Origin of the sequence: Streptomyces liliiviolaceus (assembly GCF_018070025.1) — a bacterium.
In the GTDB taxonomy this organism is placed as follows: Bacteria; Actinomycetota; Actinomycetes; order Streptomycetales; family Streptomycetaceae; genus Streptomyces; species Streptomyces liliiviolaceus.
Window position 1 is genome coordinate 4,061,011 of sequence record NZ_JAGPYQ010000001.1, and the last position, 16,439, is coordinate 4,077,449.

The following is a 16,439-nucleotide window of genomic DNA, read 5'->3' on the forward strand; positions in this document are numbered from 1 at the left end:
TGCCCTCAACGTAGGAACCCGAGGTCCCGCGCCGCCTCAGGCGGGGGCCGCACGTGCGGGGGCCCTTCGCCCTAGGTCCAGCGGACCGGGACGGGGCCGCCACAGGTCGGATACGCGCTGTCACACCCCGCCGGTACCGTGAGGTCATGAGCCATGGACCCCGGTCGGGCCTGCTCGCGGTGAGCACCGCGCTGCTGGCCATGAGCAGGCACCTGGAGGTGCGCGACGTCCTCAAGACGATCGTCGCCTCCGCCCGCGAACTGCTCGACGCGCAGTACGCGGCTCTCGGGGTCCCCGACGACCACGGGGGCTTCGCCCAGTTCGTCGTCGACGGGGTCAGCGACGCCCAGTGGAAGGCCATCGGCCCGCTCCCGCGCCAGCACGGCATCCTCGCCGCGATGCTGCACCAGGCCCGCCCGGAGCGCCTCGCCGACGTCCGCGAGGACCCGCGCTTCGAGGGCTGGCCCGCCGCCCACCCCGACATGTCCGACTTCCTGGGCCTGCCCATCCGCGACGGCGACGAGATCATCGGCGCCCTCTTCCTCGCCAACAAGAACTGCGTGAAACCGCAGGGCGGTTGCGGCTTCACCGAGGACGACGAGGAACTGCTCGGGATCCTCGCGCAGCACGCCGCGATCGCCCTCACGAACGCCCGCCTGTACGAGCGCAGCCGTGAGCTGACCATCGCCGAGGAGCGCTCCCGCCTCGCCCACGAACTGCACGACGCCGTCAGCCAGAAGCTGTTCTCCCTGCGCCTGACCGCCCAGGCCGCCGCCGCCCTGGTGGACCGCGACCCGGACCGCGCCAAGGGCGAACTCCAGCAGGTGGCCGCCCTCGCCGCCGAGGCCGCCGACGAACTGCGCGCCGCCGTCGTCGAGTTGCGCCCCGCCGCCCTCGACGAGGACGGCCTGGTCGCCACGTTGCGCACCCAGATCCAGGTCCTCGACCGGGCCCACTCCGCACGCGTGACCTTCGACAGCTGCGGCGTCCGCGCGCTGCCCGCCGCCCAGGAGGAGGCCATGCTGCGGGTCGCCCAGGAGGCGCTGCACAACGCGCTGCGGCACTCGGGCGCGGCCCGCGTCGACGTCACCGTGGAGAAGCGCGGCCCGGGCGCCGTCCTGCGCGTCACGGACGACGGCAGCGGCTTCGAACCCCGGGCGACCCGCCGCGCGGGACGCCACCTCGGCCTGGTCTCCATGCGCGACCGGACCAACGGCGTCGGCGGCGAGCTCACCGTCGAATCGGCGCCCGGCAAGGGCACCACGATCGAGATGGAGGTCCCTGGTGGCTGACGCAATCAAGGTGCTGCTCGTCGACGACCACCAGGTCGTCCGCCGGGGGCTGCGCACCTTCCTGGAGGTGCAGGACGACATCGAGGTCGTGGGGGAGGCGTCCGACGGCGCCGAAGGAGTCGCCCGCGCCGAGGAGTTGAAGCCCGACGTCGTCCTCATGGACCTCAAGATGCCGGGCATGGACGGCGTGGAGGCCCTGCGCAGGCTCCGCGAACTGGACAACCCCGCGCGCGTGCTCATCGTGACCAGTTTCACCGAGCAGCGCACGGTGATCCCGGCCCTGCGCGCGGGCGCCGCCGGCTACGTCTACAAGGACGTGGACCCGGACGCCCTCGCCGGAGCCATCCGCTCGGTCCACGCCGGGCACATCCTGCTGCAGCCCGAGGTGGCCGGCGCACTGCTGTCCCAGGAGGGCACCAACTACGGCCAGGGGAGAGGCGGTTCGCTCACGGAGCGGGAGCGCGAGGTGCTCGGCCTGATCGCCGACGGCCGCTCCAACCGCGAGATAGCCCGCGCCCTCGTCCTCTCCGAGAAGACCGTCAAGACGCACGTCTCGAACATCCTGATGAAGCTCGACCTCTCCGACCGCACCCAGGCCGCGCTGTGGGCCGTACGCCACGGTGTGACGGGCTGATGACCTGCTGATGACCTGCTGGTCCGCGCAACGGCCGGTCTTCCGGACGGCAATTCGGAGCGTCGCCCTCCGGGCTGAGATTCATACCGTCGTGGGAATGTCCCCCGGATGGCGCATCCTTCTGCGATCTCCGCCGTTCTTCAGTGCGTGCTGCGGCGCTTTGCCGCAGTGGTTCGCAAGGAGAGGGCTCAGAAGTGAAGAACCTGAAGAAGGCCGCTGCCGTCACGATGGTGGCCGGTGGCCTCGTTGCCGCCGGTGCCGGTTTCGCCTCCGCCACCGACGGTGCGCACGCGGCCGGTCAGGCCGTGGGCTCGCCGGGTGTCGCCTCGGGCAACCTCGTCCAGGTCCCGGTCGCCATCCCCGTGAACGCGGTCGGCAACACCGTGAACGTCATCGGCATCCTGAACCCGGCGTTCGGCAACGACGGCTTCAACGGCTGACGTACGCCCCGGGTCACATGACCACCGGCCTCCCAGGTCCACCTGGGAGGCCGGTCCGTTTTTCGGCTCGTCGGACCACTGGCCCGAACGGGCAGAACGCGCTCCTCCGCCGTGCCGTCCACGCTCCTCGGGCGTTGCTCAGGCTACGGCCCGCGGCAGGGCCGGATACGCAATCGCAGGAGGAACGCTTTTCATGAACATCGCCAAGAAGGCCGCCCTGGCCGTCACCGTCGCCGGTATCGCAGCGGGCGCCTCGGCCGGTGCGGCTGTCGCCGACTCGGACGCCGACGCCGCTGCCGTGAAGTCCCCGGGCGTCGCCTCGGGCAACGCGGTCCAGGCGCCGATCCACGTCCCCGTCAACGTCGTCGGTGACAGCATCAACGTGATCGGGCTCCTGAACCCGACCTTCGGCAACGAGGCCGTCAACGACTGACGTCCCGCCCGGCCGAGGGCCCCGCGGACCACACGGTCCGCGGGGCCCTCGTGCGTGCCGGGCCCTCGGCGACCGCCGCGTCAGCCCTGGGCGACGGCCGCGTCCGCCCTGGCCTCCGGCGACCGCCGCGCTCTTCAGCGCACCCCGCGCTCCCGCTCCTCCACGAACGCGTTGTACGCCGCCACCTGAGCCCTCCTGGCCGTCCGTTCGACCGGGCGCAGCGCCTCGGAGCGCGCGGCCATCTCCGACGCGCTCACGGCCCCGCCGGGCCCGTTGCCGTACGCCACCGAGACCAGCAGCCCGACCCGCCGGGACAGCGCCAACACCCGCACCGCCCTGGGCGGATAGCCGGGAGCGAGCACCTCGCCGTCCCGCTCGGCCCGTGCCCGGTACGCGTCGATCGCCGCCTCGGCGGCCGGTCCCGAGCCCGCCACATCGAGCCGCGACAGCACCTCGGTCGCGTCACGCAACGCCTCCGCGAGCTCCCGTTCCGCCTCCCCGAGGGACGGCACGTCGGCGGGCGGCGCCTCGCGCACCGGCAGACAGTGCCAGACGACCTCCACATGCACATCGCCGGCGGGCCCGGCCTCGTACACCTCGGGTACGAGGCCGAGACCGACCCCGTGACAGACGACGGCCTCCTCGGCCTCCAGGGCGCGCGCGTTGAAATCCGGCGGGCCGCTCAGCCCGAGCGGATGCCCGGGCGCGGGCAGCGCGACCCGCAGACCGGTCGCCCCGAGCGTGCGCAGCCGCCCCAGCGCGAGCGAGAGCCCGACCGGCCCCGTCTCACCGGGCAGCCCCGTGACCCGGTGCACGGCGTCCTCACCGACGATGGCGACGACCGCGTCATCCGGTGAGACAAATCCGGCCAACAGTGCGTTTCCCCATGCCGCCAACCGTCCTGAACGTGGTTCCGAAAGCATGCCTCCCACTTTAAGGAACCGCTTAAGGACCGGCCGATGGATTGGACGGGTCGACCGGTGGCGTAGGTTTTCCCTGGGGGCTGCGTCCACAGACGTCAGCGACGGCCGAGACTGCAATGGGAGACAGCGCGCTCATGAGCGATGTTCTGGAGCTTGAGGACGTATCCGTGGTCCGAGAGGGCCGGGCTCTGGTGGACCAGGTCTCCTGGTCGGTCAAGGAAGGCGAGCGCTGGGTCATCCTCGGACCCAACGGCGCCGGGAAGACGACCCTCCTCAACCTCGCCTCCAGCTACCTCTTCCCCAGCCAGGGCACCGCCACCATCCTCGGCGAGACCCTCGGCAAGGTCGACGTCTTCGAGCTGCGCCCGCGGATCGGCGTGGCCGGTATCGCCATGGCCGAGAAGCTCCCCAAGCGCCAGACCGTCCTGCAGACGGTGCTGACCGCCGCGTACGGCATGACGGCCGGCTGGCACGAGGACTACGAGGACGTCGACGAGCAGCGCGCCCGCGCCTTCCTCGACCGCCTCGGCATGACCGAGTTCGTGGACCGCAGGTTCGGCACCCTCTCCGAGGGCGAGCGCAAGCGCACCCTCATCGCCCGCGCGCTGATGACCGACCCCGAGCTGCTGCTCCTCGACGAGCCCGCCGCCGGTCTCGACCTCGGCGGCCGCGAGGACCTGGTACGCCGTCTCGGCCGCCTGGCCCGTGACCCGATCGCCCCCTCCATGATCATGGTCACGCACCATGTGGAGGAGATCGCCCCGGGCTTCACCCACGTCCTGATGATCCGCCAGGGCAAGGTCCTCGCGGCCGGGCCCCTGGAACTGGAACTCACCTCGCGCAACCTCTCGTTGTGCTTCGGCCTCCCGCTCGTCGTCAGCCAGGCCGGCGACCGCTGGACCGCCCAGGGCCTCCCGCTGTCCTGACCGACCCGTCCGACCTGTCCTGACAACCGGGAACACTCGCCCCAACCGGAAGTGCGCCCTGTCGGGGACGGGACCTGCGGACCTACCATGACCATGTGAACGACATCGACGCATGGGTGTGGTGGCTGATCGGCGCGGCCGGGCTCGGAATCCCGTTGGTCGTGACCGCGATGCCGGAATTCGGAATGCTCGCCGTCGGCGCCGTCGCGGGCGCCGTGACCGCGGGGCTCGGAGGAGGTGTCGTCCTCCAGGTCGTCGTCTTCGCCGCCGTCTCGGTCGCGCTCATCGCGGTGGTACGGCCCGTCGCGGCCCGACATCGCGCCCAACGGCCCCAACTGGCCACGGGCATCGACGCGTTGAAGGGCAAACAGGCCGTCGTCCTGGAGAGAGTGGACGGTTCGGGAGGCCGGATCAAGCTCGCGGGCGAGATCTGGTCCGCACGATCGCTCGACGCCTCACTCACCTACGAGGTGGGCCGAGAGGTGGATGTGGTCGAGATCGAGGGAGCCACGGCGATCGTCGTGTGACCTCTCGGAGCGTCCAGTGAACGGAACGTCGCACGTGGCGAGTTGTGGTCTGACACACTCGTCCAGCAAGATCTTCGACAGCTGCGAGTACCTCGGCGGTCACGAGACTCACGGCGGTCACGAGATTTTCCGGAAGCACCGAGGCGGAGAAGGGTACGGGGAGCCACGATGGAACCGATCATCATCGTCCTGATCATTCTGGTGGTGTTGGTCTTCATCGCGTTGATCAAGACCATCCAAGTCATTCCCCAGGCGAGCGCCGCCATCGTCGAGCGCTTCGGCCGCTACACGCGGACGCTGAACGCGGGCCTGAACATCGTGGTCCCGTTCATCGACTCGATCCGCAACCGCATCGACCTCCGCGAGCAGGTCGTGCCGTTCCCGCCCCAGCCGGTGATCACCCAGGACAACCTGGTCGTGAACATCGACACCGTCATCTACTACCAGGTGACCGACGCCCGCGCCGCGACCTACGAGGTCGCCAGCTACATCCAGGCGATCGAGCAGCTCACCGTCACCACGCTCCGCAACATCATCGGCGGCATGGACCTGGAGCGGACCCTGACCTCCCGCGAGGAGATCAACGCGGCCCTGCGCGGCGTCCTCGACGAGGCCACCGGCAAGTGGGGCATCCGCGTCAACCGCGTCGAGCTGAAGGCGATCGAGCCGCCCACCTCCATCCAGGACTCGATGGAGAAGCAGATGCGCGCGGACCGTGACAAGCGCGCCGCGATCCTCACCGCGGAAGGTATCCGCCAGTCGCAGATCCTCACCGCCGAGGGTGAGAAGCAGTCGGCCATCCTCCGCGCCGAGGGTGAGGCCCGCGCCGCCGCGCTGCGCGCCGAGGGTGAGGCCCAGGCGATCCGTACGGTCTTCGAGTCCATCCACGCCGGTGACGCGGACCAGAAGCTGCTCGCCTACCAGTACCTCCAGATGCTGCCGAAGATCGCCGAGGGCGACGCGAACAAGCTCTGGATCGTGCCCAGCGAGATCGGTGACGCCCTCAAGGGGCTGAGCGGCGCTATGGGCAACTTCGGGCCGATGGGTGGCGTGGGCGGCGGGAACCAGGGTGGCGGCGGCACGGAACGCCGGGAAAAGCCGTCAGTGGACTGACCTCACCTCGGGTAGGGGCGGCGGGGCGGAATTCTCGCCCCCGCCGCCCCTACCCGTTCCCGTCACCGTCTCAGGGGCTCCGCCCCCGAACCCCCGCTCCTCAAACGACGGAGGGGCTGGAAAGCCCCCTAGGGGCGCGGGGAACGGCGCAATCTTTTGCCTTTAGGGGCGCGGGGAACTGCGCGATCAGCCACAGCGCACCCGCACCCGACAACGCATCCCCCAGCGGAGCGACTACGCCGGCTGCGCAAGCCACTCCGGCAGAGCCTCAAGATCGTCCCGCCCCAGCGCCAGCAACATCGCATCCGCCGGCGTCGGCTCGAACGGCCGCCGCAGCAACGGCATCCCCGCCTGATCAGGCGTCCGAGCGGCCTTGCGGTGATTGTCCTCCGCACACGAGGCCACCGTGTTCAGCCACGAGTCCTGACCCCCCTGAGCCCGTGGCACCACGTGATCCACCGTGGTCGCCCGCCGACCGCAGTACGCGCACCTGTGCCGGTCGCGGACCAGCACACCCCGCCGCGACCACGGTGCTTGTCTTCGGAAGGGCACCCGTACATAGCGGCAGAGCCTGATCACCCGGGGCGCGGGTATGTCCAGCGCGGCTCCGCGCATACGCAGTTCGGGGTGGGCCTGCTCGACGACAGCCTTGTCCTGCAGCACCAGAACGACGGCTCGGTTCAACGTCACCGTCGACAGCGGCTCGAAGCTCGCGTTCAGCACCAGCGTGTCCCGCATCCAGCCCACCTCCCATGTGCACCGGCCCACCACCTGGCGGGCGTGGATCAACTCTGGCCGGGCACGCCGAGATGGACAACGCAATAAAAATGCCCGCCCCTGATCAATTCCAAGACCAGAGGCGGGCAAACACTCGGTGAAAGGTCAGCTCTCCGCGGGAGCCGCGTACTCGGCGACGAGTTGCGCCCTCGCGAGCGTGTGGAACCGGAGATTGAAGCCCACCACGGCCGGTGAGACGTCCGAGTCCGGACCGAGTTTCTCCTGGTCCACCGCGTACACGGTGAACACGTACCGGTGCGCCGGATCACCCGCCGGAGGAGCGGCGCCCCCGAAGTCCTTCGACCCGTAGTCGTTGCGCACCTGGACCGCACCCTCGGGCAGCCCTTCGAACTTCCCCGTGCCCGCGCCCGCCGGCAATTCCGTCGCCGAGACCGGAATGTCGAACACGACCCAGTGCCAGAAGCCGCTCCCCGTGGGGGCGTCCGGGTCGAAACACGTCACGGCGAAACTCTTGGTCTCCGCCGGGAAACCCTCCCAGCGAACCTGCGGCGAGGTGTTCCCGGCCGCGTGGACCTGAGCGTCCTTCAGCGTCCCACCCGCCTCGACGTCCTCACTCGTGACAGTGAAGGACGGCACGACGGGATGGAAGTCATGGGGAAGCGGCGGCCTCGTGGACTCCGTCACCTCGGCACCTCCTGATCGGTTCATGCTCCGGAAAAGTCTCGCCCCGAGCTTAGGACCGGCCAGGTCCCAAAAGCCCTAGAACCAGTTGCGGCGGCTGCCCACCTCGGACAGCCACTGGTTGAGGTACGCGGTCCAGTCCGTGCCCTGGAAGTCGTTGAGTCCGACCTGGAAGGAGCGGAAGGAGTCGCTGCCCTCGCTGAACAGGCCCGGCTTCTTGTCCATCTCCAGGACGACGTCCATCTCACGGTCGTCCGCGATGAAGGTCAGCTCGACCTGGTTGAGGCCGCGATACTGCTGCGGCGGGAAGAACTCGATCTCCTGATAGAACGGCAGCTTCTGGCGCGTACCCCGGATGTGCCCCTTCTCCAGGTCCGCGCTCTTGAAGCGGAAGCCCAGCTGGATGAAGGCGTCCAGCAGTGCCTGCTGCGCCGGCAGCGGGTGCACGTTGATCGGGTCCAGGTCACCGGAGTCCACCGCGCGCGCGATGGCCAGCTCCGTGGTCACACCGATGTTCATCCCGCGCAGCGACTGACCGGCGATGTTCGTGATCGGCGTCTCCCACGGGATCTCCAGACCGAACGGCACCGCGTGCACGCCGTTGGCCTGGAGCTCGAAGGCACCGCCGAGCTGGAGCTTCGTGAACTCGATGTTCTGCTTGTACTCCTGGTCGTCGTGGCCCTCGACCTCGACCTTGGCCTGCAGCCCGACCGACAGTCCCTCGATCGCCTGGTTCACGGATCCGCCCTGGATCCGCACCTCACCCTGGACGACACCACCGGGAACGACGTTGACCTCGGTCAGCTCCGTCTCGACCGAAGCCCCACCGGCACCCAGGCTCGCAAGCAGCCGCTTGAACCCCATCGTCTTCTCCTCTTTCGGGCAACGCCCCGTAGTTGTTCGGTCCGGATCGGATCCTTGATCCATACATACGCGATCCAGCCGGGTCCGGTTCCGCGCCTTCACCCTGGCAAGACGGGCGCTCCCTGACCACCCCGCACGCACTCGGACGTGTGAAGTACGCTCGGAAGCCATGATCGCGGCCTCTGACCGTACGCCCCTCGCCCGGGACTTCTTCGACCGACCTGTACTTGAGGTCGCCCCGGATCTGCTGGGGCGCGTGCTCGTGCGCAGGGACCCGGACGGTTCGGCCGACCCGATCGAGCTGCGCATCACGGAGGTCGAGGCCTACGACGGCCCGAACGATCCCGGCTCCCACGCTTTCCGCGGCCCCACGGCCCGTAACGCGGTGATGTTCGGTCCGCCCGGTCACGTGTACGTCTACTTCACGTACGGCATGTGGCACTGCATGAACCTGGTCTGTGGCCCGGAGGGCAGGGCGAGCGCGGTCCTGCTCCGCGCGGGAGAGATCACCGAAGGCGTCGAAGTGGCGCGCAAACGTCGACTTTCGGCCCGACGCGACCGAGAACTGGCCAAAGGCCCGGCCCGTCTGGCCACGGCACTGGGGGTCGACAGATCCCTCGACGGTACGGACGCATGCGCCTCGAAGAGTTCACCGCTGAGCCTCCTGCACGGCACCCCGGTGACCTCCGACCAGGTACTCAGCGGGCCGCGCACCGGAGTGTCCGGCGACGGAGGCGTCCACCCGTGGCGCTACTGGATCACCAACGACCCGACGGTGAGCCCCTATCGGGCCCACACCCCTCGCCGCCGCCGAACTTGACTCTCTCTTGGGCGATACGTAACGTAGCCCGAGCCGCTTGACCCGGGTACTGCGTTCAGCCAGCAGCCGGAAGTGGCCAACCCACTACCTACGACTTCCTCTCAGCGAGGGTCCATTCAGCATGTCCGCATGCCTGAATTCGAACTCGCGGAACTCGATTATGAGTTGCCGAGGGGATCGGCTAACGTAGTGAATGTCGAAAGGCCGCAAGGCCAAAAGGCAAATCCCACCGACTGGGAATCGGGCCTGAAAGGGTCTGGTAGGGTCGGACTCGCAGGAAAGGGAAACGCGAAAGCGAAAACCTGGAAAGCACCGAGGAAATCGGAACCAAAAACGGTCTGATAGAGTCGGAAACGCAAAACAGCGAGACAAGAACACAGCAAGACCGAAGGGAAGCGCCCGGAGGAAAGCCCGAGAGGGTGAGTACAAAGGAAGCGTCCGTTCCTTGAGAACTCAACAGCGTGCCAAAAATCAACGCCAGATATGTTGATACCCCGTCCATCACCGCATGGTGGTGGGTGGAGGTTCCTTTGAAAAAGTCCTGCCGGGGTCATACCTGGTAGGCGCATCAGCGAGGACGCTGTGAACGGCCTTCCTTATTCCGGTTGGTCGTTCCGCTCTCATGATGTGGTCCCGATTACGGGAAAACATTCACGGAGAGTTTGATCCTGGCTCAGGACGAACGCTGGCGGCGTGCTTAACACATGCAAGTCGAACGATGAACCACTTCGGTGGGGATTAGTGGCGAACGGGTGAGTAACACGTGGGCAATCTGCCCTTCACTCTGGGACAAGCCCTGGAAACGGGGTCTAATACCGGATGACACTCCTACTCGCATGGGTGGGGGTTGAAAGCTCCGGCGGTGAAGGATGAGCCCGCGGCCTATCAGCTTGTTGGTGAGGTAGTGGCTCACCAAGGCGACGACGGGTAGCCGGCCTGAGAGGGCGACCGGCCACACTGGGACTGAGACACGGCCCAGACTCCTACGGGAGGCAGCAGTGGGGAATATTGCACAATGGGCGAAAGCCTGATGCAGCGACGCCGCGTGAGGGATGACGGCCTTCGGGTTGTAAACCTCTTTCAGCAGGGAAGAAGCGAAAGTGACGGTACCTGCAGAAGAAGCGCCGGCTAACTACGTGCCAGCAGCCGCGGTAATACGTAGGGCGCAAGCGTTGTCCGGAATTATTGGGCGTAAAGAGCTCGTAGGCGGTCTGTCGCGTCGGATGTGAAAGCCCGGGGCTTAACCCCGGGTCTGCATTCGATACGGGCAGACTAGAGTGTGGTAGGGGAGATCGGAATTCCTGGTGTAGCGGTGAAATGCGCAGATATCAGGAGGAACACCGGTGGCGAAGGCGGATCTCTGGGCCATTACTGACGCTGAGGAGCGAAAGCGTGGGGAGCGAACAGGATTAGATACCCTGGTAGTCCACGCCGTAAACGGTGGGAACTAGGTGTTGGCGACATTCCACGTCGTCGGTGCCGCAGCTAACGCATTAAGTTCCCCGCCTGGGGAGTACGGCCGCAAGGCTAAAACTCAAAGGAATTGACGGGGGCCCGCACAAGCAGCGGAGCATGTGGCTTAATTCGACGCAACGCGAAGAACCTTACCAAGGCTTGACATCGCCCGGAAAGCATCAGAGATGGTGCCCCCCTTGTGGTCGGGTGACAGGTGGTGCATGGCTGTCGTCAGCTCGTGTCGTGAGATGTTGGGTTAAGTCCCGCAACGAGCGCAACCCTTGTTCTGTGTTGCCAGCATGCCCTTCGGGGTGATGGGGACTCACAGGAGACTGCCGGGGTCAACTCGGAGGAAGGTGGGGACGACGTCAAGTCATCATGCCCCTTATGTCTTGGGCTGCACACGTGCTACAATGGCAGGTACAATGAGCTGCGATACCGCAAGGTGGAGCGAATCTCAAAAAGCCTGTCTCAGTTCGGATTGGGGTCTGCAACTCGACCCCATGAAGTCGGAGTTGCTAGTAATCGCAGATCAGCATTGCTGCGGTGAATACGTTCCCGGGCCTTGTACACACCGCCCGTCACGTCACGAAAGTCGGTAACACCCGAAGCCGGTGGCCCAACCCCTTGTGGGAGGGAGCTGTCGAAGGTGGGACTGGCGATTGGGACGAAGTCGTAACAAGGTAGCCGTACCGGAAGGTGCGGCTGGATCACCTCCTTTCTAAGGAGCATCTAGGCCGCCAAGCTTGCTTGGTGGTCCAGGGCCATTACGTCGGCACACGTTCGACGGTGGTTGCTCAAGGGTGGAACGTTGATTATTCGGCACACTCGGCCTTCTACAGGCTGCAAGTACTGTCCTTCGGGGCGTGGAAAGCAGACCTTAGGGGCGAGGGTGTCGGGCACGCTGTTGGGTGTCTGAGGGTACGGCCGTCAAGGTCGCCTTCAGTGCCGGCCCCGGTGAAGCATCGCGTGAGTGGTGTGTGACGGGTGGTTGGTCGTTGTTTGAGAACTGCACAGTGGACGCGAGCATCTGTGGCCAAGTTTTTAAGGGCGCACGGTGGATGCCTTGGTACCAGGAACCGATGAAGGACGTGGGAGGCCACGATAGTCCCCGGGGAGCCGTCAACCAGGCTTTGATCCGGGGGTTTCCGAATGGGGAAACCCGGCAGTCGTCATGGGCTGTCACCCACATCTGAACACATAGGGTGTGTGGAGGGAACGCGGGGAAGTGAAACATCTCAGTACCCGCAGGAAGAGAAAACAACCGTGATTCCGGGAGTAGTGGCGAGCGAAACCGGATGAGGCCAAACCGTATGTGTGTGAGACCCGGCAGGGGTTGCGCATGCGGGGTTGTGGGATCTCTCTTTCACAGTCTGCCGGCTGTGAGACGAGTCAGAAACCGTTGGTGTAGGCGAAGGACATGCGAAAGGTCCGGCGTAGAGGGTAAGACCCCCGTAGTCGAAACATCAACGGCTCGTTTGAGAGACACCCAAGTAGCACGGGGCCCGAGAAATCCCGTGTGAATCTGGCGGGACCACCCGCTAAGCCTAAATATTCCCTGGTGACCGATAGCGGATAGTACCGTGAGGGAATGGTGAAAAGTACCGCGGGAGCGGAGTGAAATAGTACCTGAAACCGTGTGCCTACAAGCCGTGGGAGCGTCGCTGTATGTGCTTGCACATACAGTCGTGACTGCGTGCCTTTTGAAGAATGAGCCTGCGAGTTTGCGGTGTGTTGCGAGGTTAACCCGTGTGGGGAAGCCGTAGCGAAAGCGAGTCCGAATAGGGCGGTATAGTAGCGCGCTCAAGACCCGAAGCGGAGTGATCTAGCCATGGGCAGGTTGAAGCGGCTGTAAGAGGTCGTGGAGGACCGAACCCACCAGGGTTGAAAACCTGGGGGATGACCTGTGGTTAGGGGTGAAAGGCCAATCAAACTCCGTGATAGCTGGTTCTCCCCGAAATGCATTTAGGTGCAGCGTCGTGTGTTTCTTGCCGGAGGTAGAGCACTGGATAGGCGATGGGCCCTACCGGGTTACTGACCTTAGCCAAACTCCGAATGCCGGTAAGTGAGAGCGCGGCAGTGAGACTGTGGGGGATAAGCTCCATGGTCGAGAGGGAAACAGCCCAGAGCATCGACTAAGGCCCCTAAGCGTACGCTAAGTGGGAAAGGATGTGGAGTCGCACAGACAACCAGGAGGTTGGCTTAGAAGCAGCCACCCTTGAAAGAGTGCGTAATAGCTCACTGGTCTAGTGATTCCGCGCCGACAATGTAGCGGGGCTCAAGCGTACCGCCGAAGTCGTGTCATTCCAGCATGTACCCCCAACGGGGGCTGGGATGGGTAGGGGAGCGTCGTGTGCCGGGTGAAGCCGCGCCGGAAGGCAGTGGTGGACGGTTCACGAGTGAGAATGCAGGCATGAGTAGCGATACACACGTGAGAAACGTGTGCGCCGATTGACTAAGGGTTCCTGGGTCAAGCTGATCTGCCCAGGGTAAGTCGGGACCTAAGGCGAGGCCGACAGGCGTAGTCGATGGATAACCGGTTGATATTCCGGTACCCGCTGTGAAGCGTCAAACATCGAACCAGGCGATGCTAAGTCCGTGAAGCCGTTCCGGACCCTTCGGGGAATGGAAAGTGGTGGAGCCGACGGACCAGACCTGTAGTAGGTGAGTGATGGGGTGACGCAGGAAGGTAGTCCAGCCCGGGCGGTGGTTGTCCCGGGGTAAGGGTGTAGCCCGTTGTGTAGGTAAATCCGCACAACATTAAGGGTGAGACCTGATGCCGAGCCGATTGTGGTGAAGTGGATGATCCTATGCTGTCGAGAAAAGCCTCTAGCGAGTTTCATGGCGGCCCGTACCCTAAACCGACTCAGGTGGTCAGGTAGAGAATACCGAGGCGTTCGGGTGAACTATGGTTAAGGAACTCGGCAAAATGCCCCCGTAACTTCGGGAGAAGGGGGGCCATCACCGGTGATAGCACTTGCTGCTTGAGCTGGGGGTGGCCGCAGAGACCAGCGAGAAGCGACTGTTTACTAAAAACACAGGTCCGTGCGAAGCCGTAAGGCGATGTATACGGACTGACGCCTGCCCGGTGCTGGAACGTTAAGGGGACCGGTTAGTCAGATTTCGGTCTGGCGAAGCTGAGAACTTAAGCGCCAGTAAACGGCGGTGGTAACTATAACCATCCTAAGGTAGCGAAATTCCTTGTCGGGTAAGTTCCGACCTGCACGAATGGCGTAACGACTTCTCGACTGTCTCAACCATAGGCCCGGTGAAATTGCACTACGAGTAAAGATGCTCGTTTCGCGCAGCAGGACGGAAAGACCCCGGGACCTTTACTATAGTTTGATATTGGTGTTCGGTTCGGCTTGTGTAGGATAGCTGGGAGACTGTGAAGCTTGAGCGCCAGCTCGGGTGGAGTCGTCGTTGAAATACCAGTCTGGTCGTGCTGGATGTCTAACCTGGGTCCGTGATCCGGATCAGGGACAGTGTCTGATGGGTAGTTTAACTGGGGCGGTTGCCTCCTAAAGAGTAACGGAGGCGCCCAAAGGTTCCCTCAGCCTGGTTGGCAATCAGGTGTTGAGTGTAAGTGCACAAGGGAGCTTGACTGTGAGACCGACGGGTCGAGCAGGGACGAAAGTCGGGACTAGTGATCCGGCGGTGGCTTGTGGAAGCGCCGTCGCTCAACGGATAAAAGGTACCCCGGGGATAACAGGCTGATCTTCCCCAAGAGTCCATATCGACGGGATGGTTTGGCACCTCGATGTCGGCTCGTCGCATCCTGGGGCTGGAGTCGGTCCCAAGGGTTGGGCTGTTCGCCCATTAAAGCGGTACGCGAGCTGGGTTTAGAACGTCGTGAGACAGTTCGGTCCCTATCCGCTGTGCGCGTAGGAGTCTTGAGAAGGGCTGTCCCTAGTACGAGAGGACCGGGACGGACGAACCTCTGGTGTGCCAGTTGTCCTGCCAAGGGCATGGCTGGTTGGCTACGTTCGGGAGGGATAACCGCTGAAAGCATCTAAGCGGGAAGCCTGCTTCGAGATGAGGACTCCCACCAACTTGATTGGTTAAGGCTCCCAGTAGACGACTGGGTTGATAGGCCGGATGTGGAAGCCCTGTAAGGGGTGGAGCTGACCGGTACTAATAGGCCGAGGGCTTGTCCTCAGTTGCTCGCGTCCACTGTGTAGTTCCCAGACAACGAACGGTTGTGCTGGCTGAACAGTTCCACTAGTCAATTAAATAGTGTGCTTGTTCGCTGCCCGTTCACAGCTCTGCCCTATGGCGGAGTGTCTGAAAGGGTTTCGGTGGTCATAGCGTGAGGGAAACGCCCGGTTACATTCCGAACCCGGAAGCTAAGCCTTACAGCGCCGATGGTACTGCAGGGGGGACCCTGTGGGAGAGTAGGACGCCGCCGAACAATCTTTGAGGACCTTTGGTCCCAGCGACTCGCTGGGACCAAAGGTCCTTTTTTGTTTTCCCGAAGCGCGCCGGGTACCCGGCTGCGCGAGAATGACTTGCGGTACCGATGACAGGAGTCACCCATGTCCACCAACTCTCCCGACGAGCGACCGGAGCGCGATCAGCGACGCCGGGACAGTGGTGACCGCGGCGGCTACCGCGGAGGTCCGAGCCGCGACAGCGATCGCGGTGGGGCCGGCAGGCGTGACGACAACCGCGGCGGCTCCCGTCCGCCGTTCCGTCGTGACGACGAGCGTGGTGCCCCGCGCCGTGACAACGACCGTCCGCCCTTCCGTCGCGACGACCGCCGTGACGACAACCGCGGTGGCGGTGACCGTGGGGGATTCCGCCGCGATGACCGTCGTGACGACAACCGTGGCGGTGGCGACCGTGGTGGTTTCCGGCGTGACGACAACCGCGGCGGCGGGAGCCGTCCGCCGTTCCGGCGTGACGACCGGCCCAGTGGGCCCGGCCGTGACGACCGTGACCGTGGTGCCCCGCGCCGTGACAACGACCGTCCGGCTTTCCGCCGCGATGACCGTCGTGACGACAACCGTGGCGGTGGCGACCGTGGCGGCTTCCGCCGTGATGACAACCGTGGTGGCGGCGACCGTCCCCCGTTCCGTCGTGACGACCGTCGTGATGACAACCGCGGTGGCGGTGACCGTGGTGGCTTCCGTCGCGACGACAACCGTGGCGGTGGCGACCGCGGTGGGTTCCGTGGGCGCGACGACCGAGGCGGGCGCGACGACCGCGGCGGTTTCCGGCGTGACGACAACCGCGGGGCTCCGCGGCGCGACAACGACCGTCCGGCCTTCCGCCGTGATGACAACCGCGGTGGCGGCGACCGTGGCGGCTTCCGCCGTGATGACAACCGTGGTGGCGGCGAGCGTCCGCCGTTCCGCCGCGATTACCGTCGTGATGACAACCGCGGTGGCGGTGACCGTGGCGGTTTCCGCCGCGACGACAACCGTGGCGGCGACCGTCCGTCCTTCCGCCGTGACGACGACCGTGGCGGATTCCGTGGGCGCGACGACCGCCGTGACGACCGTGATCGTGGTGCCCCGGGCCGTGACAACGACCGCCCGGCCTTCCGCCGCGATGACCGCCGCGATGACCGCCGCGATGACCGTCGTGACGA

The 16,439-nt window shown here is 65.4% G+C and carries 12 protein-coding genes, 3 rRNA genes and 1 pseudogene; 12 read left to right on the forward strand and 4 right to left on the reverse strand.

Features of this window, described 5'->3' with window-relative positions:
- Positions 1-146 precede the first annotated feature (146 nt).
- The 4 genes from J8N05_RS17770 to J8N05_RS17785 all read left to right on the forward strand — a co-directional run bounded on the left by J8N05_RS17770 (position 147) and on the right by J8N05_RS17785 (position 2,799).
- The gene (locus J8N05_RS17770) at positions 147-1,292 is read left to right on the forward strand and encodes a GAF domain-containing sensor histidine kinase (RefSeq protein WP_210883930.1); all 1,146 of its coding nucleotides are present in this window, start codon (positions 147-149) and stop codon (positions 1,290-1,292) included.
- Entirely contained in the window at positions 1,285-1,926 is a 642-nt protein-coding gene (locus J8N05_RS17775) for a response regulator (RefSeq protein WP_107017789.1), read from the forward strand. The genes J8N05_RS17770 and J8N05_RS17775 overlap by 8 nt, the downstream gene beginning before the upstream one ends.
- Positions 1,927-2,120: 194 nt before the next feature.
- The gene (gene chpE, locus J8N05_RS17780) at positions 2,121-2,366 is read left to right on the forward strand and encodes a chaplin ChpE (RefSeq protein ID WP_107017790.1); all 246 of its coding nucleotides are present in this window, start codon (positions 2,121-2,123) and stop codon (positions 2,364-2,366) included.
- A 193-nt stretch (positions 2,367-2,559) separates the two neighbouring features.
- A complete protein-coding gene (locus tag J8N05_RS17785) occupies positions 2,560-2,799 on the forward strand; it encodes a chaplin (protein WP_189770468.1) in 240 nt (79 codons plus the stop codon).
- 134 nt (positions 2,800-2,933) lie between these two features.
- Here the strand turns inward: J8N05_RS17785 and J8N05_RS17790 are convergent, their stop codons facing one another.
- Positions 2,934-3,722, reverse strand: a complete 789-nt coding sequence (locus J8N05_RS17790; RefSeq protein ID WP_210883931.1) for a hypothetical protein — start codon at positions 3,720-3,722, stop codon at positions 2,934-2,936.
- A gap of 134 nt (positions 3,723-3,856) precedes the next feature.
- Here J8N05_RS17790 and J8N05_RS17795 point away from each other — a divergent pair, with 134 nt between their 5' ends.
- The 3 genes from J8N05_RS17795 (at position 3,857) to J8N05_RS17805 (ending at position 6,288) form a co-directional block, all read left to right on the forward strand.
- Positions 3,857-4,648: an ABC transporter ATP-binding protein gene (locus J8N05_RS17795; RefSeq protein ID WP_210883933.1), complete on the forward strand. Its 792-nt coding sequence runs from the start codon at positions 3,857-3,859 to the stop codon at positions 4,646-4,648.
- 95 nt (positions 4,649-4,743) lie between these two features.
- Complete coding sequence (locus J8N05_RS17800; protein WP_210883942.1) at positions 4,744-5,175, forward strand: NfeD family protein; 432 nt, start codon at positions 4,744-4,746, stop codon at positions 5,173-5,175.
- Between the two features lie 168 nt (positions 5,176-5,343).
- Positions 5,344-6,288, forward strand: a complete 945-nt coding sequence (locus J8N05_RS17805; protein ID WP_210883944.1) for an SPFH domain-containing protein — start codon at positions 5,344-5,346, stop codon at positions 6,286-6,288.
- A gap of 234 nt (positions 6,289-6,522) precedes the next feature.
- Here the strand turns inward: J8N05_RS17805 and J8N05_RS17810 are convergent, their stop codons facing one another.
- From J8N05_RS17810 to J8N05_RS17820, 3 genes are all read right to left on the reverse strand, one after another.
- Entirely contained in the window at positions 6,523-7,026 is a 504-nt protein-coding gene (locus tag J8N05_RS17810; RefSeq protein WP_210883946.1) for an HNH endonuclease, read from the reverse strand.
- Between the two features lie 144 nt (positions 7,027-7,170).
- Positions 7,171-7,710 (reverse strand): YbhB/YbcL family Raf kinase inhibitor-like protein, encoded by a 540-nt coding sequence (locus tag J8N05_RS17815; protein WP_210883948.1) that lies wholly within the window; start codon positions 7,708-7,710, stop codon positions 7,171-7,173.
- A 75-nt stretch (positions 7,711-7,785) separates the two neighbouring features.
- Positions 7,786-8,571, reverse strand: coding sequence for a sporulation protein (locus J8N05_RS17820; protein ID WP_210883950.1), 786 nt, complete (start codon positions 8,569-8,571; stop codon positions 7,786-7,788).
- Between the two features lie 169 nt (positions 8,572-8,740).
- Between J8N05_RS17820 and J8N05_RS17825 the strand changes: the two genes are divergently transcribed.
- The 5 genes and pseudogenes from J8N05_RS17825 to J8N05_RS48310 form a co-directional block, all read left to right on the forward strand.
- Complete coding sequence (locus tag J8N05_RS17825) at positions 8,741-9,391, forward strand: DNA-3-methyladenine glycosylase (protein ID WP_210883952.1); 651 nt, start codon at positions 8,741-8,743, stop codon at positions 9,389-9,391.
- Between the two features lie 650 nt (positions 9,392-10,041).
- Positions 10,042-11,567, forward strand: a 16S ribosomal RNA gene (locus J8N05_RS17830).
- A 313-nt stretch (positions 11,568-11,880) separates the two neighbouring features.
- Positions 11,881-15,004 (forward strand): 23S ribosomal RNA (locus J8N05_RS17835).
- Between the two features lie 136 nt (positions 15,005-15,140).
- Positions 15,141-15,257: ribosomal RNA gene (gene rrf / locus J8N05_RS17840) — 5S ribosomal RNA — on the forward strand.
- The 16S, 23S and 5S rRNA genes sit together here, the layout of an rRNA operon.
- A gap of 484 nt (positions 15,258-15,741) precedes the next feature.
- Positions 15,742-16,350, forward strand: a pseudogene (locus J8N05_RS48310) (tetratricopeptide repeat protein); the annotation flags it as partial.
- Between the last annotated feature and the right edge of the window lie 89 nt (positions 16,351-16,439).

Bases quoted from the DNA above. Each gene is read 5' to 3' on its own strand.
- J8N05_RS17770 (WP_210883930.1), top strand. From the start codon at position 147: ATGAGCCATGGACCCCGGTCGGGCCTGCTCGCGGTGAGCACCGCGCTG.
- J8N05_RS17785 (WP_189770468.1), top strand. From the start codon at position 2,560: ATGAACATCGCCAAGAAGGCCGCCCTGGCCGTCACCGTCGCCGGTATC.
- J8N05_RS17790 (WP_210883931.1), bottom strand. From the start codon at position 3,722: ATGCTTTCGGAACCACGTTCAGGACGGTTGGCGGCATGGGGAAACGCA.
- J8N05_RS17795 (WP_210883933.1), top strand. From the start codon at position 3,857: ATGAGCGATGTTCTGGAGCTTGAGGACGTATCCGTGGTCCGAGAGGGC.
- J8N05_RS17805 (WP_210883944.1), top strand. From the start codon at position 5,344: ATGGAACCGATCATCATCGTCCTGATCATTCTGGTGGTGTTGGTCTTC.
- J8N05_RS17810 (WP_210883946.1), bottom strand. From the start codon at position 7,026: ATGCGGGACACGCTGGTGCTGAACGCGAGCTTCGAGCCGCTGTCGACG.
- J8N05_RS17820 (WP_210883950.1), bottom strand. From the start codon at position 8,571: ATGGGGTTCAAGCGGCTGCTTGCGAGCCTGGGTGCCGGTGGGGCTTCG.
- J8N05_RS17825 (WP_210883952.1), top strand. From the start codon at position 8,741: ATGATCGCGGCCTCTGACCGTACGCCCCTCGCCCGGGACTTCTTCGAC.